Raw genomic sequence first — 22919 nt, 5'->3', positions numbered from 1 at the left:
CCGCCTGCCGGCGCCCGACCGTAAAGGGGAACGGCGGGCACCGGAGCGGCATGGGGTCAGAAGTGGGTGAGGGTCAGGCCGAGCTTGTAGGTCGGGCCGTACTCTTCGTACTGGGCGTTGTAGGCACGGCGGCCGCTGTAGACGTAGTAGGACTCGTCTGTCAGGTTCAGCGCCTCGAAGGTCAGCTGCAGGCTCGGCGTGATGAAGTAGCCCGCCTTGAAATCGACGAACAGCTGATCGTCGACGTACAGGTCGTGCGCCTCGTCGTCGATGCCGGCCACCTCGTAGAGGTAGTCCGACTTGTAATTGGCAGCCAGGCGCAGGTTAAGCCGGTCGTTTTCCCAGCCGAGCATCAGGTTGCCGACCGTGTCGGAGTGGTTTGGCAGGTCGATGCTGCGCTGCATTCCCTGCCCTTCGATGTCCGCGTCGGACTGGCTGAAGGTGGCGTTGGCGCCCAGCAACAGACCGTTCCACGGCGCCGGCAGCCAGTCGAGCTTCTGCGAGTAGGCCAGCTCCAGGCCGTAGAGCTTCGCGCTGCTGCCATTCTGATAGCTGAGCGCTTCGTCGAACGCGGCCCACTGACCGGTGCCGGCCAGATCGGTGTTGTAGATGAAGTTATCGATGTCCTTGTAGAACAGGTACGCCGACACCACGCCGGCGCGGCCCATGTAGTGCTCGATGCCGAGGTCGTAGTTGATCGATTCCAGCGGCTTGAGATCGGGATTGCCGAACTCGGCGTCGTTGCCGTCGATGACGAAACCGGGCGCCAGCTGGCCGAAGGTCGGGCGCACCACGCTGTTGGTCCAGGCGGCACGGATCATGGTGTCGTCGGTCAGTTGGTAGCGCAGGTGCAGCCCCGGCAACCAGTGGTCATAACGACTGCTGCTGGAGATCGACTCGAACTGACCGTCGCGCAGGCCGGTGCCCTTGGCGCGAAAGCGCGTGCCCTCGTAGCGCAGGCCGGCGATGACGCGCCAGCGGTCGATATCCACGGTGTTCATCAGGTAGGCGGCGTTGATGTCCTCGTGCATGTCGAAGTCATTGATGCGCGACTCCTCCTCGTCGTAGAACTCGCTGGCATCCAGACCGCCAATCGCGCCCTCGATGGCCGAGGCGCTGATGCCTGGGCCGAAGCGGCCGAGCGCGTAGTCGACGTTGCCGCCCTGGAAATCGGCCAGGGTCAGGTCGTCGAAATCGTCGTACTTCCAGACTTCGTTGTCGTTGTCCTTGTGCCGGCGGCTGAGCTTGCCGCCGAACTTGGCCTGCGCGGCATAACCCTGGATGTCGTACTCGCGCGCCAGGTCCAGGCGGATATTCTTCTCGCGGTCGCGGGTGTCGCTTTTCTCCCACTCCACTTCATCCAGCTCGAAGGACGCTGGGTTGTAGAAGGACGAATCGATCATCAGGCGCGGCTTGCGGCTGCTGGAGAAACCGGCATCGGCGAAATCGCCCTCGAAGGTCGCGCTGGCGATACCGCCCGGATTGCGCTCGCGCGACTGGCTGTAACCGGCCTGCCCGCTCAGGGTCCACAGGCCCATCATGCGTTCACCACCGAACACGTAGGACTGCACGGTCTGGGTGTCCTCGCGGGACTTCAGCTCGCGCCAGCCCTCGGCGTCACCGGTCTCGCCCGGCAGCTGCGAATCCTCGAAGGCGACACCGGCGGCGTTACGCGTTTCGGTGTCCTTGAAGCGGCTGTATAGCGTGCGCAGGTAGTAGCTGCTGACGTCGTCCGGCTTGTAGTCGAAATTCAACCCGAAGCCAGTGCGCTCGCGGGTGATCTCGTAGTCGCGCTGCTCGAGTTCCTCCAGCCGCGCGCCGTCGTCGGCAAAGTCCCACTTGCCGCCGGTCTCGACGTTGTCCGAGCCGAAATCGCGCTCCTGCCAGCTGACGGCCGCGGCGACGCCGAAGTTGTCGACGCCATCGCCGAGGCTGAAACGGTCGCTGATGGCGCCGGAGAATTTCGGGCTGGTCTTGTCGACGTTGTCGTCATAGCTGCCCTCGCCGCTGAGGCTGTAGAACAGCCCGTCATGGTCGAAGGCCGACAGGCTCTGTACCTCGATGGTGCCGCCCAGGGAGTTGGCATCCATGTCCGGCGTCAGCGTCTTGACCACCGACAGCGACTGCACCAGCTCCGATGGCAGTACGTCGAGCGCCACGGCACGGCGATCGCTCTCCGGCGATGGGACCAGGGTGCCGTTGATGGTGACGCTGTTCAGATCCGGCGCGATGCCGCGCACGCTGACGAAACGCCCTTCGCCCTGGTCGCGCTCGACCGAGATGCCCGGAATGCGCTGCAGCGCCTCGGCGGCGTTGTCGTCCGGCAGCTGGCCGATGCCATCGGCGTGAACCACGCTTTCGACACTGTCGGAATTGCGCTGGTCCTTCAGTGCCTCGTCGATGCTGACCGCCTGGCCGATGACTTCGACGTGCTCCATGACAAGCGGCTCCTCGGCCCAGGCCGAACCGGCGCTGACGGCCAGGGCCAGCAGGCTAATGCGGAATCCTGCATGGCGGATGCCGCTGCGGTATGTGCTCATGAACAATCCCCCGAACGGTGTTTACCGGGTCCATCCCGGAACTGCAGCGGACGGTAGGTGGGGGATATGGCGGTTCTGTGACAGGAGGTTCGGGGAGGGCTTGGAACAGGGGGTTTTCGGGGATTTTGCGAGCGGGATTGAGCTGATATGACCTGTTTTTGAGCGCGACCATAGCTTTGTGGTGCGGTGGATAAGCACCGCGCCAAGTCCGATTTTTCGTGTATCCGGTAGCTCTGTTTCGCCCTGCTGGGCGACCTACTTTTTCCAGTCGCGGAAAAAGTAGGCAAAAACGCTTGCCCCTGCATCCGGCCCTTCGCTTCGCTCCGGGTTCGTTCACTACGCCGCCGTTCCGAGGGTCGCCGTACAAGGGCCATCCATGGCCCTTTACGGGGGGACGCCTAGTTCTCTCGCGGCATCCATGCCGCTCGCCCCTCTACGCGACGACTCCGTTCACCCTCCTGAAGGGGCGATTGGAGTCGCCTGATAGTTTTCAATCGATCAAAAACTACAAACCAAGCCTCTCAATCTGTCAGGCATCTCGGACTAACTCCCCCGTCAGGAGGCCGAACGTAGGCGTTGCGCAGGGGGACGCGAGGCAGGACGCCGAGCGAGGAGTGAAGGGACAGGGACGTCCCTTCGTGAGGGGGCGCCGAGCCCGGCCCCCGGAGCAGCGCCGGAGGGAGGGGAGTTTTGTGAAGCAAAACCCGGATGTCGGGGTGGCCTTCTCTTTGGTTACTTTCTCTTGGCCAGGCAAGAGAAAGTGACTCGCCCAGCAGGGCGAAACCTAAATCGCCAGGCAACTCGGCAATCGGCATAGACTCGATGCAGCAAGCACCTCGTCCAGAACTGATCCGATCCATCAGGACAAACCACATTCCCGAGCCCCCCACCAAACTGTCCAATCAACCAAAAAACCCCTGAGCCAATTCAACCCCCACCCCATTCATCCAACCGTCACATCCATCTGTTTCCGTGCCCTCACGCATTGGCGCGATCCCTCGCCACGGAGACCCGATGAAATCCCTCCTCAAACTCCACACCCTCACCCTCCTCGGTCTCGCTCTGGCCGCCAACGTCGGCCTGCAGCTGCTCCTCGCCGTCGGCCAGCTCAAATCCTGGGGCGAGATCGACTGGATGGACGTGGTCGGCGAAGGCGGTTGCGCCGCCCTCGCCCTCGCCTGGCTGATCATGCTGCTGCACAGCCGCCCGGCCGGCCGGGTGACGCGGTTGCTGGCGCTGGGGCTGGCCTGTATCTGTTTTTCCTGGTGGATGGACCTGCTCGACGAATTCATCCAGATCCCCGCCAACATCGCCTGGGACAACTGGCTGGAAACCGCGCCCATGCCGGTCGGCCTGATCCTGCTGACGTTCGGCATCTACCACCTGAACCAGGAACAGCGCGCCATCAACGCGCAGATGCACAAGCGCGAGCGACTGTTTCGCGAGCATCGCCTGTTCGACAACCTGACCCCGCTCGGCACGGCCGAGTACCTGCGTCGGCAACTGGACTCGGCCCTGCGCCAGGCCGCCGACGAGCAAAGGCCGCTGTCGCTGCTGGCGGTGGACCTCGACGAGTTCAGCCGGGTCAACCAGCGCTACGGTCAGGAAGAAGGCGACCTCGTGTTGCAGGCCGTGGCGCAGTTGCTGGTGCTCAACCTGCGCCATCAGGACCTGCTCTGCCGCCTCGCCGGGGATCGCTTCGTCGTGCTGCTGCCCGATACCGCCGAACAACAGGCGCGGCAGCTCGCCGAGGAGTTGCAGACCGCCGTCGCCAGCCTCGCGCACAAGACCCGCCAGCACGGCGAGCGCCTGCATCTGCGCGCCAGCACCGCGGTGGTGATGGCCTTCGACGACGATGCCGAGCAATTACTGAAACGCCTCAACCTCGGCTTGGCCAAGGCCAAGCAATCCCTGCCCCGCTGCGCCTGAGGCGATCATGGAAAGCTCGCTACGCTGGTACGAATGGGACACCCGCTTCATCGCCGCGCACCACCAGCCGGCGGTGTTGCTCGACCTGGCGCTGTCGCGCGGTATCGACAGCCATGCGCTGCTGCGCGGCAGTGGGCTGTTCTACGAGGACGTCGCCAGCGGCCGCGCCCGCGTCAGCCCGGAGCAGCTGCTAACGCTCATCGGCAATACCGAGCGCTTGTTGGGTGCTGCGGACAGCAGCTTTCTGTTCGGCCAGCGCTTGCTGCCCGGGCACTACGGCGATGTCAGCCTTGCCTTGGCCAACGCCGGCAACCTCGAACAGGCGCTGGAGCGGCTTAGCCAGTTCCGCGCCCTGCTCTGCCCGCTGCTGGCGCCAAGGCTGCTGCTGGACGAGCAGCAGCTGCACATCTACTGGCTGGACAACGGCAGCGCCGGCCGCCACCAACGGTTTCTCATCGAAGCGCACCTGACCGCCATCGTCGCGCTGTGCAAGCGCGGCAGCGGTCTGCGCCTGCCGTGGCGCTTCCAGTTCGGCTACCCGCAGCCGCGCCATGTCGAGCAGTACTGGGTGCACCTGGGTGACGCGCTGCAGTTCGACCGCCACCTGACCCTGCTCAGCCTGCCTCGCGAGTACCTGCATCAGCCCTGGCCGGATGCTTCGGCCACGGTAGGTCAGGTCGCGCAGCAGGCCAGCCAGCAGCAGATCAATGCGCTGGAAGGCCCCTGTGCGTTTCTCGATGCGTTCTACCAATACCTGCATGACAACATCCGCGAGCCGCTGAACCTGGAGCGCGTCGCGCTGGCGTTCGCCATGAGCCCGGCGACGCTCAAGCGCAAGCTGGCCAAGCACGGCACGCACTTCCAGGAACAGCTCGATCTGGTGCGCACGCACGTTGCGCTCTACCTCTATCAGGCCCGCGGCCTCGGCAATGAGGCCGTGGCGCGGCACCTCGGCTTCAACGACACCACCAACTTCCGCCGCGCCTTCAAACGCTGGACCGGCGTGGTGCCCAGCGGGCTGCAGCCGCTGTTCGACGCCCCCTGACGGCGTGCTAAGGTGCCGTCCGCATTACCTTCGAGGCGAGCGGGCATGGATATCAAGCAGCTGAAGTTTCTCGTGGCGCTGGATGAAACACGTCATTTTGGTCAGGCGGCGGCGCGCTGCCATGTCACCCAGCCGACGCTGTCGATGCGCCTGCGCGGCCTCGAAGACGAACTCGGCCTGCAACTGGTAATCCGCAGCCAGCGCTTCGAAGGCTTCACCCCCGAAGGCGAACGCATCCTGGCCTGGGCGCGCAGCCTGCTCGCCGCACAGGACGGCCTGCTGGCCGAAGCCGCCTCCTGCCGTGGCCAGCTGGTCGGCACCTTGCGCCTGGGCCTGGTGCCGCTGGCCGGTTTCGACCCGATGCAATTGGTGCAGGCCTTCGGCGAGCGCCACCCGAATCTGCGCTTCGAGTTGTTCGCACTCAGCAGCGATCAGATTCTCGAACGGCTCAATCGCAATCTGCTGGACCTCGGCCTGTCCTACCTGGAGCGGCTGGATGACACGCACTTCACCAGCCTGCCGCTCGGCGGAACCCGCATGGGGCTGTTGCATGACGAGCGCCATTTTCGCTTCGACGCGCCATCGCTGCGCTGGGAAGCCCTCGCCGATCTTCCGCTAGGTCTTTTGACCGGAGGCATGCACTTTCGCCAGTCCATCGACCACGCACTGCGTAGCCGTGGCCTGAGCCTGGCACCGCGACTGCAGACCGATGCCGTGCATCATCTGCTGCAGGCCGTAGGCGCCGGACTGTGTTGCGCAATCATGCCGCTGGATAGCGGCCTCGAAGCACTGGACAGCCGACTGACCCTGACGCCCATCGACAACGCCAGTACCCTCGCGCCGCTGGGGCTGATCCTGCGTCGCGGCTCACCGCGATCCGCGCTGGGCGAAGCCTGTTTCAACGAAGCGCGCGAGCTGTTGCAGCGGCAAAGACCTGCCATCCCCTGACGGGCGATCGATACGCTCGATCACCCTATCGAACATAGCGATTGGACGATCACTTCCTGCGCTCCTAGGCTCCCTGCGTCGACCTGTCGCAGGCCATCGCCATGCAATACGCCACCCTCAACGCCCCAAGCGCCAATGCTCCGGATCTCGGCGCGGCCCCATTGGCTGACGAATGCGCCTTGGCCATCAGCTACAACGGCCTCAATCAGGCCGTGATGATGGTGACGCCGCTGGACCTGGAAGACTTCGTTATCGGCTTCAGCCTGAGCGCCGGCTTGATCGAGCGCATCGATGATCTACGCGATCTGCGCTTGCGGGGCGATGGCAGCGCGCAGCATGCCGAAGTTCAGGTGAGCCCGCGGGCGTTCTGGCACATCAAGCAGCAACGGCGGCAATTGACCGGCCACAGCGGTTGTGGCCTGTGCGGTGTGCAGGCGCTGGAGCAGGCATTACCGCAGCTCGTACCACTTTCGCCAATCGATCTGCCGCCCGAAGGGCATTTCCACGATCTGCGCCAGCGCATCGCCAACGCCCAGCTGCTGGCCCGCGACAGCGGCGCACTGCACGCAGCGCTGTATGTCGACGGCAACGGAGAGATCGCCCTGTGCCGCGAGGACATCGGCCGGCACAACGCCCTGGACAAGCTGATCGGTGCGCTGACGCTGCAGCGCCGTACGCCGAGCGAAGGCTTCGTCGTGGTCACCAGCCGCTGCAGCCTGGAGCTGATCCACAAGGCCGTGCGCGCCGGCATCGGCACGCTGGTCAGCCTGTCCGCGCCGACCCACCTGACCGTCGAGTGGGCGCGTCGGCATCACCTCAACCTCATTCACCTGCCCCACCACAGCGCGCCACGGGTCTACAGCCCGGCACCTGCGCTGCCCGAACAGAACGGATGCCAACCATGAGCCGCACGTCCCGCTTCCATCCCGCCACCCGTTTCCAGCCCTACGCCGGCCCGGCAGGCGGCTGGGGCGCGCTGCGCAGCGTGGCCAGCGCCTGGCTCGGCAGTGGCAACGCGCTGAAGAACATCCGCGCCATGCTGCGCACCAACCAGAACGGCGGCTTCGACTGCCCCGGCTGCGCCTGGGGTGATTCGCCGGAGGCCGGTGCGGTGAAGTTCTGCGAAAACGGCGCCAAGGCAGTGAACTGGGAAGCCACGCGCCGCCGCGTGGATGCCGCCTTCTTCGCCCGCCACAGCGTCAGCCAGTTACGCCAGCAGAGCGATTACTGGCTCGAATACCAAGGTCGCCTGAGTGAACCGGTCCGTTACGACGCCGCCAGCGACCGCTACCTGCCGATCAGCTGGGACGATGCCTTTGCGCTGATCGCCCATCACCTGAACGGCCTGGACAGCCCGCACCAGGCAGCCTTCTACACGTCCGGCCGGGCCAGCAACGAAGCGGCTTATCTCTACCAGCTGTTCGGTCGCAGCTTCGGCACCAACAATTTTCCCGACTGCTCGAACATGTGCCACGAGGCCAGCGGCGTCGCCCTGACCGAATCCATCGGCGTCGGCAAGGGCACGGTGACGCTGGAGGATTTCGATCACGCCGATGCGATCTTCGTCCTCGGCCAGAACCCCGGCACCAACCATCCGCGCATGCTCGAACCATTGCGTCAGGCTGTGGAGCGCGGCGCTCAGGTGGTCTGCTTCAATCCATTGCGCGAGCGCGGGCTGGAACGCTTCCAGCACCCGCAGAAGCCCATCGAGATGCTCGCCAACCAGGACGCGCCGACTCACAGCGCCTACTTGCGGCCCAATCTCGGTGGCGATCTCGCGGTGCTGCGCGGCATCGCCAAGTACCTGCTGCAATGGGAGCAGGAAGCCCAGGGCAGCGGCGCGCCGGCGGTGTTCGATCACGCGTTTCTGGCTGAGCACAGCCACGGACTGGACGCCTATCTGGCCGAGGTCGAAGCCACGCCCTGGGCGCTGATCGAGCAGCAGTCGGGGCTCGGCCGCGAAACCATTCGCCACGCGGCCGCGATCTACCGCAACGCCGAAAAGGCCATCGTCTGCTGGGCGATGGGCATCACCCAGCACCGTCACTCGGTGGCGACCATCCAGGAAATCGCCAACCTGCTGCTGTTGCGCGGCAACCTCGGCAAGCCCGGCGCCGGCGCCTGCCCGGTGCGCGGCCACAGCAACGTACAGGGCGACCGCACCATGGGCATCAACGAACGGCCACCGGCCGCGCTACTGGATGCGCTGGAGCATCATTTCGACCTGCCGATGCCGTGCCAGCCCGGCTACAACACCGTGGAATGCATCCAGGCCATGCTCGCCGGGCAGGTCAAGGTGTTCATCGGTCTGGGCGGTAACTTCGCCCAGGCCACGCCGGACACCCCGCGCACCCAGCAGGCGTTGCGCAACTGCGCGCTGACCGTGCAGATCAGCACCAAGCTCAACCGCAGCCACCTGACCATGGGCCGCGACGCGCTGATCCTGCCGTGTCTCGGTCGCACCGATATCGACCGCCAGGCCTGCGGCCCGCAAGCAGTCACCGTGGAAGACTCGTTCAGCATGATCCACGCCTCCCGCGGCCAGCTCGAGCCCGCGTCCGCCGAGATGCGCTCGGAGCCGGCCATCCTCGCGGGCATCGCCGCCGCCACGCTGGGCAAGCGCCCGGTGGACTGGCTCTGGCTGGTGGAGGACTACGCCCGTATCCGCGAGCTGATCGCGGCGACCATTCCCGGTTTCACCGGCTTCGACCACCGCTTGCACCGTCCTGGTGGCTTCTACCTGGGCAATGCCGCTGCCCGGCGCGAATGGAACACAGCCAGCGGTCGCGCCGAATTCAAGGCGCACCCGCTGCCGGCCGATCTGCTACCCGAGCAGGCCCGCCACGGCGGCGTGGAGGCCGACCTGATCCTGCAGACGTTGCGCTCCCACGATCAGTACAACACCACGCTCTATGGTCTGGATGATCGCTATCGTGGGGTAAAAGGCATGCGCGATGTGGTGTTCGTCAATCCCGCCGACATCCAGCGACTGGGTCTGGAAGCCGGCCAGCAGGTCGATCTGCTATCGCTGTGGGACGACGGCATCGAGCGCCGCGTGCGCGGTTTCACCCTGCTCGCCTACGACACCCCGCCCGGCCAGGCCGCCGCCTACTACCCGGAAACCAACCCGCTGGTGCCGCTGGAGAGCTTTGGCGAGCGCAGCCACACGCCGACTTCGAAATTCATCGCGATTCGCGTGCTGCCGAACACGCAAAAGACCGAGCAGCCGCTGATCGCCAGCGGGCAATGACGCTCATTCGAAGCGGCTGGAGTCGTCGCGATCGTGCTGGTAGCGCCGGTTGAGCGGAAACGCTGGCAACCAGCCTTCGCGGCGCACGGTCCAGCATTCGTAGGTCGGCCTCAGTTGGTCGGGTGCATCCAGGGCGCCGAGATGCACCTCGATTTCATCGGCGAGGCGGGAAAAAGCCGACGAGCCACAGCGCGGGCAGAAATGCCGTCCGGCATATTCGGCCGTATCGCCCTCGACGGTTACCGCATCCTGCGGGAACACCGCAGCTGCGTAGAACAAAGCACCATGATGCTTGCGGCAGTCCAGGCAGTGGCAGATCCCGACGCGATAAGGCTGCCCCACCGTCATGATCCGCACGTTGCCGCACAGGCAGCCACCGGTTAATGAGTTCACGTTCGGCGTCCTCTAATTCAACGAAGGAAGCAGCGAGCCCAGGCTATCGATCACTGAATCGCAGGCTCGACCGCCCGAGAAGCGTAGTCGCCTCTCGGCTGCCGCACTAAAGGAGCGCGTAGCCCCAGGCCTCAGCTTCGCTTGCGCCCCTGGCCGGCGAAACGCTGGATGTCATGGGTCGGGCCCGAAACGATCAGCAGATCACCCGGCAGCACCTGGGTGCTGGGCGTCGCATGCTGAAAATCCTCATTGGCGCGCTTGAGGCCCACGACGGTCACGCCGAACTTCTCGCGCACCCCGGCGGCGGCGAGCGTCGCGTTATGAACGCGTTCCGGCGCATGGATCTTGGCGATGGCGAAACCGTCGTCGAACTCGATGAAATCCACCATCCGCCCGGAGATCAGATGGGCGACCCGCTCGCCCATGTCCGCCTCGGGATAGACCACATGGTGCGCGCCGATCCGCGTCGCGATCTGCCCGTGCTCGGCCGTCAGCGCCTTGACCCAGATGTCTTTGATGCCCAGCTCGGTCAGCGCCATGATGGTCATCAGGCTTGCCGCCATGTCGGAGCCGATGCCGACGATCGCGTGGGGAAAATCGGCGACGCCGAGCTGCCGCAGCGCCATGACATTGGTGGAATCGGCCTGCACCGCATGGGTCAGCAGGTCGGCCCAGGCATGCACGGGCTCCGCCGCCTGATCGATACCCATCACATCATGGCCCAGACGCGTCAATGAGCGCGCCACCGAACTGCCGAACCGCCCCAGCCCGATGACCACCACGCTGTCGCCTTTAGAGAACGAAAACTGCTCTGAAAACAACAATTTAGCCAACAATTGGGTGTTCCTCCGGATAGCGGTATGGCATGCGGTGCTCGCCCAGTGCGAGGGAAGCGGCCAGCGTGATGGTGCCGACCCGACCGACATACATCAGTAGGGTCAGCATGAGCTGACTGGTTTCCGGCAGGTCCGCGGTAATGCCGGTGGACAGGCCGACCGTGCCGAATGCCGAAATGACTTCGAAGATGACCTGATCGGTCGGGATATCGGTGTCGCGCAGGATGACCAGCGTACCCAGCACCACCAGCGCGCTGCCCAGCACGAGCACGGTAATGGCCTGGCGCTGCACGGAACTGCCGACCCGACGGCCGAACACCTCGACATCGGGCCGGCCGCGAATCTCGGCGATCACCATCAGCGCCAGGATGGCCACTGTTCCGACCTTGACCCCGCCCGCGGTACCGGCACTGCCACCGCCAATGAACATCAGAAAATAGTGCAGCGCCCAGCTCTCGTGGGTCAGCGCGCCGATGTCGATGGCATTGAAGCCGGCTGTACGCGCCGAGACGGAAACGAAGGCCGCCGAGAGCATCTTGTCCGCCCAGGCCATCGGGCCGAGCGTGCCCGGGTTGGACCACTCGAACAGCAACACGGCCAGGAAGCCGCCTGCCAGCAATACCCCAGTCCCGGACAGCGTCAGCTTGGTGTGCAGCGACCAATGCCGCGGATCGGTCCACTTGCTGCGCAGATCGTAGAGCACCGGAAAGCCTATCCCGCCGATCACGATGGCGCTCATCACCGGTGTCAGGACCAGCGCATCGGTGGCATAGCGGACCAGGCCGTCGCCGTGAATCGAGAACCCGGCGTTGTTGAACGCCGACACCGCGTGGAACAGCCCGCTCCAGGCTGCATCGCCCCAGGCGAGGTCGTATGTCAGGTGCAAGCGCAGGGTGAGCAGCAGCATCACCGCCAGCTCCATCACCAGCGTCACCACCAGAACGAGCTTCGCCACGCTGGTGATGTCACCCAGCCCCAGCACGTGGGATTCGGCCTGGGCGATCAGCTTGGTTCGCAGGTGAAACGAGCGGTTGACCAGCAACCCGAGCAGTGTGGCCAGGGTCATCATGCCGAAACCGCCGAGCTGGAACAGCAGCATGATTACCACCTGGCCGAAGGTCGACCAATAGGTGCCGGTGTCGACCACCACCAGCCCGGTGACGCTGACCGCTGACACGGCGGTAAAGAAGGCAGTGATCCACGGCGCCGACTCACCCTGGGCTTGGGCAGCGGGCAATGACAGCAACGCTGTACCGCAGAGAATGGCGAAGAGAAAAACGAGCGAGACAACCCTGCCTGGGTGCAGCAGTGATTTCATTCGACCCACACTGACGGATCCGAAGAGTGAGAACCGCCGGAATCGGCGGTCCTGAAAGCAGGGCGAGAGGCTAGGCGCATTGCCCGGATACTTCAACTAGCGAGGTGAAAAAGAGAACGCGATTCAAGCGCCTAGTCTTTCATCATCTCGAGCACCCGGGTAGCGAGCACATCTATCGAGAATGGCTTGGTCAGCACCTGCATACCGGCACCGAGTGAGCTGTTACCCAACGCGGCGCTCTCGGCATAACCAGTGATGAACAGCATCTTCAGACCGGGGCGCACCTGGCGACCGGCATCGGCCATCTGCCGGCCGTTCATCCCACCGGGCAAGCCGACATCGGTGATCAGCAGGTCGATGCTCACATCCGACTGCAGCAGCTTCAGCCCGGCCACGCTGTCCGATGCTTCGATCAGCGTGTAGCCGAGATCGCCCAGCACATCCATCAGCAGCAGGCGCACGGTCGGCTCGTCGTCGACGATCAGAATCGTGCCGCAGGCGCCCGCAAGCGCTGTCGCGGGGTTGCTTTGCGCCAAGGTGCCGGTCCCGGCATTGCCGTGATAACGCGGCAGGTAGATGCACATCGAGGTTCCGCGACCGACATCGGAATCGATACGCACCTGCCCGCCGGACTGTTTGGCGAATCCGTAGATCATCGAAAGCCCCAACCCGGTGCCTTCGCCAATCGGTTTGGTGGTGAAGAACGGGTCGAACGCTTTTGCAATCACGCTGGGCGTCATGCCGGTCCCTGTGTCGGTGACGGACAGCGACAGATAGTCGCCGGCGGGCAGGTCATAGGCCTGCGCCATCTCCGGGTCGAGCACGCGGTTGGCGGTCTCGATGGTGATTCGCCCGCCATCCGGCATCGCGTCGCGCGAGTTGATGCAGAGATTGAGGATCGCGTTCTCCAGCTGACTGGCATCGACCGACGCCGGCCAGAGGTCAGGCGCGCTTATGGTTTCGAGGAGGATGCTCGGCCCAACCGTGCGCTGGATCAGCTCGATCATGCCGTCCATCAGCATGTTGACGTCCACCGGCCGCGGGTCGAGGGTCTGACGGCGGGAGAAGGCGAGCAGCCGATGAGTCAGCGCCGCGGCACGCCTGGCGGCGCCCTGCGCGGCCGACATGTACTTATCGATGTCGTCCAGCCGCCCCTGGGAAATCCGCACGTTCATCAGTTCCAGCGCGCCGCTGATACCGGCCAGCAGGTTGTTGAAGTCATGGGCAAGACCGCCAGTCAGCTGGCCGACCGCTTCCATCTTCTGCGACTGACGCAGCTTCTCCTCGGCCTGGATCAGCTCTGCCGTCCGCTCGGCCACGCGCTGCTCCAGCGTGTCGTTGAGTGCGCGCAGCGCAGCGGTGGCGCGATCCCGCTCCGCCTCCATGGAGCGCCGGTCCTCGACGTCGATCAAGACGCCGGGAAAGCTCAACGGCGTTCCGTCCTCGGCATGATCGACGCGCCCGTTGGCCTCAAGCCAGTAGAACCTTCCATCAGCGCGGCGCACACGGTACTGGTGCGCATAGGCACCACCGCGGGCGATGACTTCTTCGATCGCTGCAATCAGTCCGTCCCGGTCCTCAGGGTGCACCGTTGCGATGATCTGCTCGAGGCTAAGCCCGTCACGAGCAAGGGTGGGATCGAGGCCGAAGGCGCTCGCAAACCCCTCATCCACGGTAAAGCGGTCGGTTGGCAGATGCCAGTTCCAGGTACCGATGATCGCGCCCGCCTCGAGCGCCAGCTGGACGCGCTGAACATTCTCCCGCGCAAGAGCTTCGCTGATGCGCAGGCGTTCTTCGGCGTTTCTTCGTTCGGTTACGTCGTTGAAGAGGATGGCGATTCGCCGCTCGGCGGGATCGCCGACGCGGACGGCGCGAACGTCGAACCAGCGTTCGAACGCCTCGGCATAATTCTCGAAGTTGGTAGGCTCACCGGTCTTGGCGACGTGGCCGTAAATTTCGAACCAGAATTGCTCGAGATCCGGCGCGAACTCGGTGACCCATTTGCCGCGCAGGTCTACGCCGGCCTGGCGCTCGAACGCAGGATTGGCCTCGAGGAAGCAGTAATCCACGGGATTGTCGTCGGCGTCGAACTTGACCTGAACGATGGCGAATGCCGCCTCGATGGTCTCCAGAATGGTGCTGAAGCGTTCCTCACTCTGGCGCAAGGCCGCCTCGGCAGCGCGCATGCGCGTCAGGTCGAGCATCGCGCCAATCATCCGCACGGCCTGGCCGTGAACGTCACGAATCACATGACCGCGGTCTAGGATATCCGCGTAGGAGCCATCCAGACGGCGAAAGCGGTACTCGTCGGTCCAGGTCACCTCGCTGCCATCGATGACCGCATGAATAGACCGATGAATACGTGCACGGTCATCCGGATGGATATGCGCCAGCCACCAATCACCGGAGCTGTCGACGTTTGCCAGCGGATGGCCGTACGCCTGCTCCAGCGCGTCATTCCACAACACGTGATTGTTGAGCAGATCCCAATCCCAGACCGCATCGTTGGTCGCCTTCGCGGCCAGCCGATAGCGCACCTGGGTATCTTCCATGGCGAGGCCCGCAAGATGCTCGCTGGTGCGGTCACGCAGGATTTTCATGAAGCCGAGGTGTGCACCGTTTTCGTCATGGATCGGCGAGAGTTCGCCCGCAGCCCAGAACTGCTGACCGTCCTTGCGCAGGTGCCAGCGCTCGTCCAGAGCGCGGCCCTCGCGTAGCGCGCTCTGCATCTCTTCGCCGAGCCAGTCGCAGGCCCGATCGGCTGGCGTGAAGAACCGCTCGGCGCTTTTCCCGCGCATCTCCTCTGCGGTCCAGCCCATTACCTGCTCGGCGCCGGCGTTCCAGTCGGTGATGATGCCAGCGGTGTCGGTCAGGATGATGGCGAAGTCGATCGCGCTCTCGAATATCGCGCGCTGTCGTGCCTCGCTGCCAGCCAGTGCCAGAAGGCCGGCATGCAGCGTTTCGGGGAGATGTTTGGAGGCACCCAACTGTGCGGGTGTCGGGCGCTGACGATGCTGCTCGCGGGCGGGCTGACTATCACGGTGAACTTGAGATAGGGCCGGATCCGGATCGATTCCAGCCCGGTCCAGAACCGTGCGCAGGCGCGCCACCTCAGCCACCAGCTCCTCTCGGGTCAGATTTTCCAGAGCTATTTCCACTATGCATCGTGATGAATGGGCGGGCGGTAATCCCGCAGCGTGCTGCAGGTCATAAAAGCAGAAACCGCCAGGCTTTGCACTTGCAGCTGCCCAGGCGGTTGCACGAAATCAAGCGGCCTGGCTCGCCGAACTGTGGCGCCCCAGGTGCATCATTTCCGCCAGGACCCTGCTCTGCCCAGATGGGCACCGCACGCGCGGCGGTCGCCGTCGAGCACTGAATCGATTTGATACAAAGCGGTCCAAAATGCGGGCTCTATTACGGATTGCCTTGCAGCTATGCTCGCGCACCCGCCAGACGCGGGATCGTCGTCACTCACGCTAGAGATCCATATGGAATCGCTTATCCAGCTCTTCTCCGAACCCACCACCTGGGTTGCCCTGGCAACCTTGATCGCCATGGAGGTGGTTCTCGGCATCGACAACCTGATCTTCATTTCGATTCTGACGAACAAGCTTCCGGAACATCAGCGTGAGCGCGCGAGGCGCATCGGCATCAGCCTGGCGCTGGTCCTGAGACTAGGCCTGCTCGGCACGGTGGCCTGGATCGTTCAGCTCACCGAGCCGGTCATCGAACTGTTCGGCAATGCGTTTTCCTGGAAGGACATGATTCTGATCGCCGGCGGCCTGTTCCTGCTCTGGAAGGCCACCAAGGAGATTCACCACAGTGTCGACCCGACACCCGGCGGCGACATGTTCGAAGGCAAGCAGCTCGACAATGCCGTCACGATGGGCTTCAGCGCCGCGATTGCGCAGATATTGCTGCTCGACCTGGTGTTCTCGGTGGACAGCATCATCACTGCGGTGGGTATGACCGATCATGTCGCGATCATGGTCATTGCCGTGGTCGTCGCGGTAACCGTGATGCTCCTGGCGGCGAACCCCCTGGCCAAATTCATCAACGAGAACCCGACCGTCGTGATGCTCGCGCTCGGCTTCCTGCTGATGATCGGCATGACCCTCATCGCCGAGGGCTTCGGTGCCCACGTACCAAAGGGCTACGTGTATGCCGCCATGGCGTTCTCCGCCGGAGTCGAGATGCTGAACATGATGGCCCGGCGCGCACGGCAGAAGCAGCTCGGTCTCGCTCAACAGCAATCGAAATAAACTGACGGTGGGCCTGCATCAGCGAACAGGAGTCACGCTGGAGCAGGCCCGCCGCGCCGAAGCTCTCATAGCCATGCCGGCATAGAGACCGGCCCGGTATCACACTCTCTGTTTCGAACCACCTGCGGCATGCAACGACTACGGTCACAGAGTATGCCGCCCTTCATCACGCAGTCATCAATCCGACAAAAAGTGCCTGAACTTTTGCCAGGAGGGACTGTCAGTCAGCTGATGCACCCTACGGAGCGCCTGCGTTTTCGTGCCGTTTGCACGTCGGCCTCCGGCCCGTGGCTGCCACCGACTCCGGCCACGTTCAGCGTGCTTCTCGCTGCCTCCGAGCCTGCGTCTCGCGCGCCAGACAAGCCGACCTCACTACCCTCACGCTTGGGTCCTATTCTTCCAATAACGCGAATTTTTCATGTCCATATCTCTTCATCTTTTTGCCTTGCTCTCCCGGTTCAGCTTTTCCCAGCCGCGCCAAGTCATCGGCGCCAGTCTGTTCGGCGCCCTGCTCATTGCAGGGCCTGTGGATGCCCAGGAATCGTCCGATAACGCGCGCTGGGTCAGCGACAGCCTGAACACCTACGTGCGCAGCGGCCCCACCGACGGCTATCGCATCGTCGGCACGCTGACCTCAGGGCAGAAGGTCGAGCTGATCAGCACCCAGGGCGATTACAGCCAGGTACGCTCGGAGTCCGGCAGCAACGTCTGGATTCCCAGCAAGGAACTGCAGGACGTTCCCGGCCAGGCCGAGCGCCTGCCGCAGCTCGAACAGCAAGTCGCAGAACTGAGCGAGGAACTCAAGACCATCGACGAAAGCTGGCAGGTGCGTGTGCAAGGCATGCAGGAAACCCTGGACTCGCGCAAAGCCCTGATCGACGAACTCGACGCCCGCCGCATCGCCCTCGAGGCGGAGCTGACCGAAGCACAGTCCGAACTGCGTACGACCCAGGCGCGGCTCGGCGACGAAAACAAGCAGGTGCTCATGCAGTACATGGTCTATGGCGGCAGCATCGCCGGTGCTGGGCTGCTGGTGGGCCTGATCCTGCCAATGCTCACCCGCGGCCGTAAGCGTAACGATCGTTGGTTCTGACTCGATCAGCCGATGAGGGCTCCCGCTGTGTAGTAGAGCGCTGCACCGACCAGCATGCTGCCAACCAGACCGACTCGGCCGCTGATGGCGAGCAGAGCGACACCCAATAGTGACGTCGCAGCAGCAGCCGGTGCAGCGCTGATTTCGCTGTATGCGACGTAGACTGCGAGATTGATGAACACCGCGGTCGGCAGGATCTGCCCGACGATGCGTAGACCGCCCGCGCCGAGCGGCATGCTGACGAATACTGGCACGACTCTGACCAACAAGCTGGTGATCAGCAGCGCGGCGGTGGCAATCAGGACCGCCCCGTTCATGCTCTGACTCCGTTCAATAGCAAGGCTACGAGTAATACGCCGGGGATCCAGAAGTACACAGGACCAAGCGTCAGGATCAGTCCGAGGGAAGCTGCGGCACAAAGAAAGATCAAAGCTGCCCCGGCGACCTGATGGCGCCGAATGTGCGCTCGCCGTGCCTTCAGCTGCGACAAGGCGAGGTAAAACAACACAGCGCTCGCCGGAAATCCGAGGTTGAAATCGTTGCTGAGCCAATCTTCAGGCAGAACCCCACCGATCACAGCGCCAAAGGCTCCTGCCAGTACCCAGGTTAGAAATATCGCGCTGCGTATCTGCAGCATCCGGTTGATCGGCTCGTCGTCCCGTTCACAGGCATAGGCTTCGTCGCCTAGCATGTGCGCACTGCAGGCGCGCGCGAATGCAGATCGAGGCATCCGTCCTATAGTCGAGATCGCCATCGGCAGGTAACGACAATTGATCGATGCAGTTACAAGCAGCAGCGTAAAGAACCCCGTGCCACTTTCGGACAGCGGCAATGCTGCAAACTGCCCGCTGCCAGTGAAACCTAGCAAGCCGAGCAGCAAAACATCCAGTACCGACCAGCCGGACCGTGCGGCAAGCACGCCGAACAGCATGGCAACCGGCATGACCGACAATGCCGCCGGAAGGGCCTGTTTCAAAGCGCTGCCGGTTACGAGCGGCGCCGCCGGGTCCGCGTTCTCTACTATTTCTGACAATTACTCCACTCCGAGCTGCGCGATGACATGCCCTGCGAAGTGTGAGTAGTGCCGCCGAAGGATTCTTGTACGATCGTGCAACCGCGCGCTGACTTCAGCTCAGCCGCATCAGCCGTGCCCAGTGTGCAGGGGTAAGTCCATAGGCTTGTTTGAAGTGGCGACTCATGTGGCTCTGGTCGTTAAACCCCGAAACGAGTGCCGCGTCGGCCACTGATATCCCGTTCGAAAGCAACCGCCGAACATGATCTAGGCGACGTAACGTCAGGTAGCGGTATGGGCTGGTGCCATACAGGGCGCGAAAATCGCGCGACAGGTTCCAGCGATCCCGGCCGGAAACCCGCTCGAGTTCGTCAAGGCTGAGAGCTCCATCCAGATGATGGTGCATGTACTCCCGAGCCAGTTCGGCGGCGCGGAAGTCGGCTCGTCGTCGATTGACTCTTTTCCCGGCTACGACGGACATGACCTGGGCCAGGTCAAACAGCGCATCCTGCTGCTCCAACTCTTCTATCGGGTTGTCCAGGCAAGACAGCAGCGCCCAGACGACACGCCGCAAGCGTGGATCACGGGATATCCCGTCATTGATGAAAGGCAATGGCTGCCCACCGAGCGGCCCCTGCAGCATCGCAGGCTGGATATAGATTATCCGGTACCGAAAACCCGCCTCGCTCCCCGCCTCGCCGTCGTGCAACTCGTCGGGATACACCACGAAGGTATTTCCAGGGAGACTGTAGCGGGCGCTCTTGCGGTAGTTGAAACGGTGCACGCCGGCGAGCGTACAGCCGATCGCATAAGTGTCATGCCTGTGGGGAGCGTAACCGTAGCCACTGAAGTAGGCCTCAAGCCGCTCAAGGGGGCCAGGCTCGTCAGGGCGCCGTATCCAATCGTTATTGCCCTTCATTACTACTCCCAAGCCCCGAACGATGCACGTCTCACAGTAGCGGTCCACAGCTACGACGAGCAACTCACCAAGCGCCCCACCGCCTCCGCTTCAAGGCTCGTGCTTGAGCCGCTCCGTTCGTCAAACCGCCATCGCTTAAGCCGTGCGGGCGAACTATGCTTGCCGTAGAGCACTGCTAGGAAGCCAGGCACACATGGGCGCAGTATGGCGGTCCGACAATACATCCCAGGATGGGCGTAACAAGCGCGCCCCTTCCCCCAAATCATCCCGCACATTAGCTAAAGGCCGTCGCAAGACAGCACGCCGATTGGCGCTGCTCGTCGGCATTTCGCTGCTGGCAGGCGGTGGCTATCTCGGTTGGCAGGAGCTGGACAGCGCCCGGTGGCAATCGCACTGGTTAAGCCGCTATGCGGCCGATCTGGATTACGCGGTCAAACCCGGGCCGAGCCCACGCATTCAGTTCCCCGAGGACGGTCCGTTCGACCGCCGCCTGGGCTACGTCGATCTGCCGCGCTTCATTCAACAGCTGTCACAGCGCAACTTCAGAATCGAGGAGCAGGCACGCTTCTCGCGGGCACTGCTGGATTACACCCACCGCGGATTCTTTCCGCCCTACCCCGAGGATTCCCAGGCCGGGTTGACCATCAACGACTGCCGCGGCGTGCCGATCTACACCAACAGCTATCCACGTCAGTATTACGAGCGCTTCGAGGATATCCCACCGCTGGTGGTGATGAGCCTGTTGTTCATCGAGGACCGTGGCCTGCTGGACGCCAGCCGCCCCCACGCCAACCCGGCGGTGGACTGGCCGCGCTTCACCAAGGCGGCGATCAGCCAGCTGGAGAAGCGCCTTGGCCTCAGCGGCCAGGCCGCCGGCGGCAGCACCCTGGCCACCCAGGTCGAGAAGTATCGGCATTCGCCCGAAGGCCGCACCGGCGATCCGCAGGAAAAGATCCGGCAGATGATCTCCGCCAGCGTGCGTACCTATCGCGAGGGCCCGCAAACCCTGGCCACCCGCCAGCGCATCGTGCGCGACTACCTCAACAGCGTGCCGCTCTCGGCGGCGCCCGGACACGGTGAAGTGCATGGCATCGCCGATGGCTTGCGACTGTGGTTCGGCGCCGACTTCCGTGAAGTCAATCGCCTGCTCGACCCACGCAGCGCCGACGAAGTCGATGCGCAGGCGCGCGGTCTGGCGCTGCGTCAGGTGCTGTCGCTGCTGATCGCACAGCGGCGTCCGTCGTACTACCTGGGTGCCGGTCGCGAGGAAATGGCAACGCTGACCGACAGTCACATCCGCCTGCTGGCCAACGGCGGCATCATCGATGCCGGCCTGCGCGACGCAGCGCTGGGCCAGCGCATCCTCGGACAAAGCCCGAGTCGCGACTCGGCGATCCGTCAGGTGGAAGCCACCAAGGGCATCACCGTCGCGCGCATGCGTCTGGCCGGGCTGCTCGGCTTGCCGCTGTACGACCTGGATCGCCTGGACCTCACCGCCAGCACGCCGCTGCAGGGTGATCTGCAGGCACAGATCAGCGAGTACCTGGTGCGCCTGGCCGATCCCGCTTTCGCCGAATCGGTCGGGCTGTTCGGCGATCGCATGCTGTCCCCGGAGAAAACCGCCGCCGTGCGTTACAGCTTCACGCTGTTCGAGCGCGGCGAGGAAGGCTTCCAGGTGCGGGTGCAAACCGACAACACCAACCAGCCGTTCGACATCAATGAGGGCAGCAAGCTGGAGCTGGGTTCAACCGCCAAGCTGCGCATGCTGACCACCTATCTTGAGGTTATCGCCGAGCTGCACCAGCGCTACTCGGATCTCACCCCAAGCGAGCTACGCAAGATCGACACCAAGGCCAATCTAAGCCGCTGGGCCATCGATTACCTGGCCACGCACAGCGACCGCAGCCTGGCGCGCATGCTCGACGCCGCGCTGGATCGGCGCTACTCGGCCAGCCCCGCCGAACGCTTCTTCACCGGCGCCGGCATGCACCGCTTCGGCAACTTCCGCCGTGAAGACGACGGGCGCATCCCCACCGTACGCGAGTCGCTGCGCGAATCGATCAATCTGCCCTTCGTACGGCTGATGCGTGATCTGGTGAGCTACAGCACCTACGAAACCATCAACAGTGCCGAACTGCTGGGGGACGACAAGGACCCGCGCCGCCAGGAATACCTGACCCGCTTCGCCGATCGCGAGGGCTCGGTGTTCCTGCAACGTTTCTGGAAGAAGTACCGTAACAAGAGCGCCGAGCAGCGCATCGAGACCTTCCTGCAGGGCATGCGGCCGACACCCGTGCGCCTGGCGGCCGTGCATCGCTACCTGATGCCGGATGCCGAGCGGCCGGTCTTCGACAGTTTTCTCAAGCAGCATCTGCCGGACTCCGATCTCAACGACAAGAAGCTGGATGCGCTCTACACCCGCTATGGCCCGGGCGCCTATAGCCTGCCCGATCAGGCCTACATCGCCCGCACGCACCCGCTGGACCTCTGGCTGCTGGGCTACCTGATCGCCCACCCGCAGGCGACGCTCTCCGAAGTGGTCGCCGACAGCCGCGCGCAGCGCCAGGAAGTCTACGGCTGGCTGTTCCGCAGCCGGCACAAGAGCGCGCGCGACAGCCGGATTCGCATCATGCTGGAGGTCGAAGCCTTCACCGACATTCATCGCCGCTGGCAGCGGCTGGGCTATCCGTTCGACAACCTTGTGCCGTCACTGGCGACCGCGCTGGGCAGCTCGGGTGATCGGCCGGCTGCGCTGGCCGATCTGATGGGCATCATCCTCAACGATGGTGTCCGCCTGCCCAGCGTGCGCATCGACAACCTGCACTTCGCCCAGGGCACGCCCTATGAAACCCGCATGGACCTGGTCGCCGGGACCGGCAAGCGGGTGATGCCGGTCGAGGTCTCCAGGGCGCTGCAGGATGCGCTAGCCAATGTGGTCGAAGGCGGTACTGCGCGGCGTTTGCAAGGCAGTTTCGTGCAGCAGGACGGCAGCGCTTTGCGAATGGGCGGCAAGACCGGCACCGGTGACAACCGCATCCAGAGCGTCGGCGCTGGCGGCCGGCTGATCAGCTCGCTGGCGCTGAACCGCACAGCCACCTTCGTCTTCTATCTCGGGCCCAACCACTTCGGCACGCTGACAGCCTATGTGCCTGGGCGCGCCGCCGACAGCTTCCGTTTTACCTCGGCGCTGCCCGTGCAGACACTCAAGGGCATGGCGCCCCTCCTGCAACCCTACCTGCAAGGCCAGAACACGCTGTGCCGACCGGAAAACCTGCCGGCGCTGACCAGCGGCATGCTTTCGGCCGAAAAGTGATCCCCAACGCCCGCATCGGCGCCCTTCCCGGCGCCGATTTCGGCGCACGCACCGGCAAAAA

Annotated in this window: 16 protein-coding genes; 8 read left to right on the top strand and 8 right to left on the bottom strand. The window is 64.0% G+C overall.

Annotated elements, in window-relative coordinates; translation table 11 throughout:
- Nucleotides 1-56: 56 nt before the first annotated feature.
- The gene (locus tag CW305_RS07470; RefSeq protein WP_104097515.1) at nucleotides 57-2540 is read right to left on the bottom strand and encodes a TonB-dependent receptor; all 2484 of its coding nucleotides are present in this window, start codon (nucleotides 2538-2540) and stop codon (nucleotides 57-59) included.
- Nucleotides 2541-3554: 1014 nt separating this feature from the next.
- On the opposite strand from CW305_RS07470, the gene CW305_RS07465 reads away from it, so the two are divergent.
- The 5 genes from CW305_RS07465 (at nucleotide 3555) to CW305_RS07445 (ending at nucleotide 9712) form a co-directional block, all read left to right on the top strand.
- Nucleotides 3555-4469 (top strand): GGDEF domain-containing protein, encoded by a 915-nt coding sequence (locus CW305_RS07465; protein WP_041014041.1) that lies wholly within the window; start codon nucleotides 3555-3557, stop codon nucleotides 4467-4469.
- A gap of 7 nt (nucleotides 4470-4476) precedes the next feature.
- Nucleotides 4477-5514: an AraC family transcriptional regulator gene (locus CW305_RS07460; RefSeq protein WP_104097514.1), complete on the top strand. Its 1038-nt coding sequence runs from the start codon at nucleotides 4477-4479 to the stop codon at nucleotides 5512-5514.
- Nucleotides 5515-5559: 45 nt separating this feature from the next.
- A complete protein-coding gene (locus tag CW305_RS07455) occupies nucleotides 5560-6462 on the top strand; it encodes a LysR family transcriptional regulator (protein WP_104097513.1) in 903 nt (300 codons plus the stop codon).
- Nucleotides 6463-6563: 101 nt separating this feature from the next.
- Nucleotides 6564-7367 (top strand): formate dehydrogenase accessory sulfurtransferase FdhD, encoded by an 804-nt coding sequence (fdhD, locus tag CW305_RS07450; protein WP_104097512.1) that lies wholly within the window; start codon nucleotides 6564-6566, stop codon nucleotides 7365-7367.
- Entirely contained in the window at nucleotides 7364-9712 is a 2349-nt protein-coding gene (locus CW305_RS07445) for an FdhF/YdeP family oxidoreductase (protein ID WP_104097511.1), read from the top strand. The genes fdhD and CW305_RS07445 overlap by 4 nt, the downstream gene beginning before the upstream one ends.
- Before the next feature lie 3 nt (nucleotides 9713-9715).
- On the opposite strand, the gene CW305_RS07440 is transcribed toward CW305_RS07445, so the two are convergent.
- The 4 genes from CW305_RS07440 to CW305_RS07425 form a co-directional block, all read right to left on the bottom strand.
- Nucleotides 9716-10105, bottom strand: coding sequence for a GFA family protein (locus tag CW305_RS07440; protein WP_104097510.1), 390 nt, complete (start codon nucleotides 10103-10105; stop codon nucleotides 9716-9718).
- A gap of 131 nt (nucleotides 10106-10236) precedes the next feature.
- Nucleotides 10237-10941 carry a potassium channel family protein gene (locus CW305_RS07435; protein ID WP_044315322.1) on the bottom strand — a complete coding sequence of 235 codons (705 nt, stop codon included), beginning with the start codon at nucleotides 10939-10941 and terminating at the stop codon, nucleotides 10237-10239.
- Entirely contained in the window at nucleotides 10931-12259 is a 1329-nt protein-coding gene (locus CW305_RS07430; RefSeq protein ID WP_104097509.1) for a TrkH family potassium uptake protein, read from the bottom strand. The genes CW305_RS07435 and CW305_RS07430 overlap by 11 nt, the downstream gene beginning before the upstream one ends.
- Nucleotides 12260-12390: 131 nt before the next feature.
- Entirely contained in the window at nucleotides 12391-15417 is a 3027-nt protein-coding gene (locus CW305_RS07425; RefSeq protein ID WP_104097508.1) for a PAS domain-containing hybrid sensor histidine kinase/response regulator, read from the bottom strand.
- Between the two features lie 330 nt (nucleotides 15418-15747).
- Between CW305_RS07425 and CW305_RS07420 the strand changes: the two genes are divergently transcribed.
- Nucleotides 15748-16521, top strand: a complete 774-nt coding sequence (locus CW305_RS07420; RefSeq protein ID WP_014820417.1) for a TerC family protein — start codon at nucleotides 15748-15750, stop codon at nucleotides 16519-16521.
- Nucleotides 16522-16939: 418 nt separating this feature from the next.
- Nucleotides 16940-17614: a TIGR04211 family SH3 domain-containing protein gene (locus CW305_RS07415; protein WP_041014050.1), complete on the top strand. Its 675-nt coding sequence runs from the start codon at nucleotides 16940-16942 to the stop codon at nucleotides 17612-17614.
- A gap of 5 nt (nucleotides 17615-17619) precedes the next feature.
- Here CW305_RS07415 and CW305_RS07410 read toward each other — a convergent pair whose 3' ends face one another.
- From CW305_RS07410 to CW305_RS07400, 3 genes are all read right to left on the bottom strand, one after another.
- Complete coding sequence (locus CW305_RS07410) at nucleotides 17620-17931, bottom strand: hypothetical protein (RefSeq protein ID WP_014820419.1); 312 nt, start codon at nucleotides 17929-17931, stop codon at nucleotides 17620-17622.
- Nucleotides 17928-18647: an AzlC family ABC transporter permease gene (locus CW305_RS07405; protein WP_104097507.1), complete on the bottom strand. Its 720-nt coding sequence runs from the start codon at nucleotides 18645-18647 to the stop codon at nucleotides 17928-17930. The genes CW305_RS07410 and CW305_RS07405 overlap by 4 nt, the downstream gene beginning before the upstream one ends.
- Before the next feature lie 94 nt (nucleotides 18648-18741).
- A complete protein-coding gene (locus CW305_RS07400; RefSeq protein WP_102831633.1) occupies nucleotides 18742-19545 on the bottom strand; it encodes an AraC family transcriptional regulator in 804 nt (267 codons plus the stop codon).
- Nucleotides 19546-19738: 193 nt separating this feature from the next.
- On the opposite strand from CW305_RS07400, the gene CW305_RS07395 reads away from it, so the two are divergent.
- Nucleotides 19739-22858, top strand: a complete 3120-nt coding sequence (locus CW305_RS07395; protein WP_245890973.1) for a transglycosylase domain-containing protein — start codon at nucleotides 19739-19741, stop codon at nucleotides 22856-22858.
- Nucleotides 22859-22919 lie beyond the last annotated feature (61 nt).

Source organism: Stutzerimonas kunmingensis (assembly GCF_002929225.1).
GTDB lineage: Bacteria > Pseudomonadota > Gammaproteobacteria > Pseudomonadales > Pseudomonadaceae > Stutzerimonas.
Note: the sequence above shows the minus strand (reverse complement) of the source record. Positions and strands in the feature narration are given on the sequence as shown.

Coding starts and splice junctions, on each gene's coding strand:
- CW305_RS07465 (WP_041014041.1), top strand. CDS start 3,555: ATGAAATCCCTCCTCAAACTCCACACCCTCACCCTCCTCGGTCTCGCT.
- CW305_RS07455 (WP_104097513.1), top strand. CDS start 5,560: ATGGATATCAAGCAGCTGAAGTTTCTCGTGGCGCTGGATGAAACACGT.
- CW305_RS07395 (WP_245890973.1), top strand. CDS start 19,739: ATGGGCGCAGTATGGCGGTCCGACAATACATCCCAGGATGGGCGTAAC.
- fdhD (WP_104097512.1), top strand. CDS start 6,564: ATGCAATACGCCACCCTCAACGCCCCAAGCGCCAATGCTCCGGATCTC.
- CW305_RS07430 (WP_104097509.1), bottom strand. CDS start 12,259: ATGAAATCACTGCTGCACCCAGGCAGGGTTGTCTCGCTCGTTTTTCTC.
- CW305_RS07415 (WP_041014050.1), top strand. CDS start 16,940: ATGTCCATATCTCTTCATCTTTTTGCCTTGCTCTCCCGGTTCAGCTTT.
- CW305_RS07400 (WP_102831633.1), bottom strand. CDS start 19,545: ATGAAGGGCAATAACGATTGGATACGGCGCCCTGACGAGCCTGGCCCC.
- CW305_RS07445 (WP_104097511.1), top strand. CDS start 7,364: ATGAGCCGCACGTCCCGCTTCCATCCCGCCACCCGTTTCCAGCCCTAC.
- CW305_RS07470 (WP_104097515.1), bottom strand. CDS start 2,540: ATGAGCACATACCGCAGCGGCATCCGCCATGCAGGATTCCGCATTAGC.
- CW305_RS07460 (WP_104097514.1), top strand. CDS start 4,477: ATGGAAAGCTCGCTACGCTGGTACGAATGGGACACCCGCTTCATCGCC.
- CW305_RS07420 (WP_014820417.1), top strand. CDS start 15,748: ATGGAATCGCTTATCCAGCTCTTCTCCGAACCCACCACCTGGGTTGCC.
- CW305_RS07410 (WP_014820419.1), bottom strand. CDS start 17,931: ATGAACGGGGCGGTCCTGATTGCCACCGCCGCGCTGCTGATCACCAGC.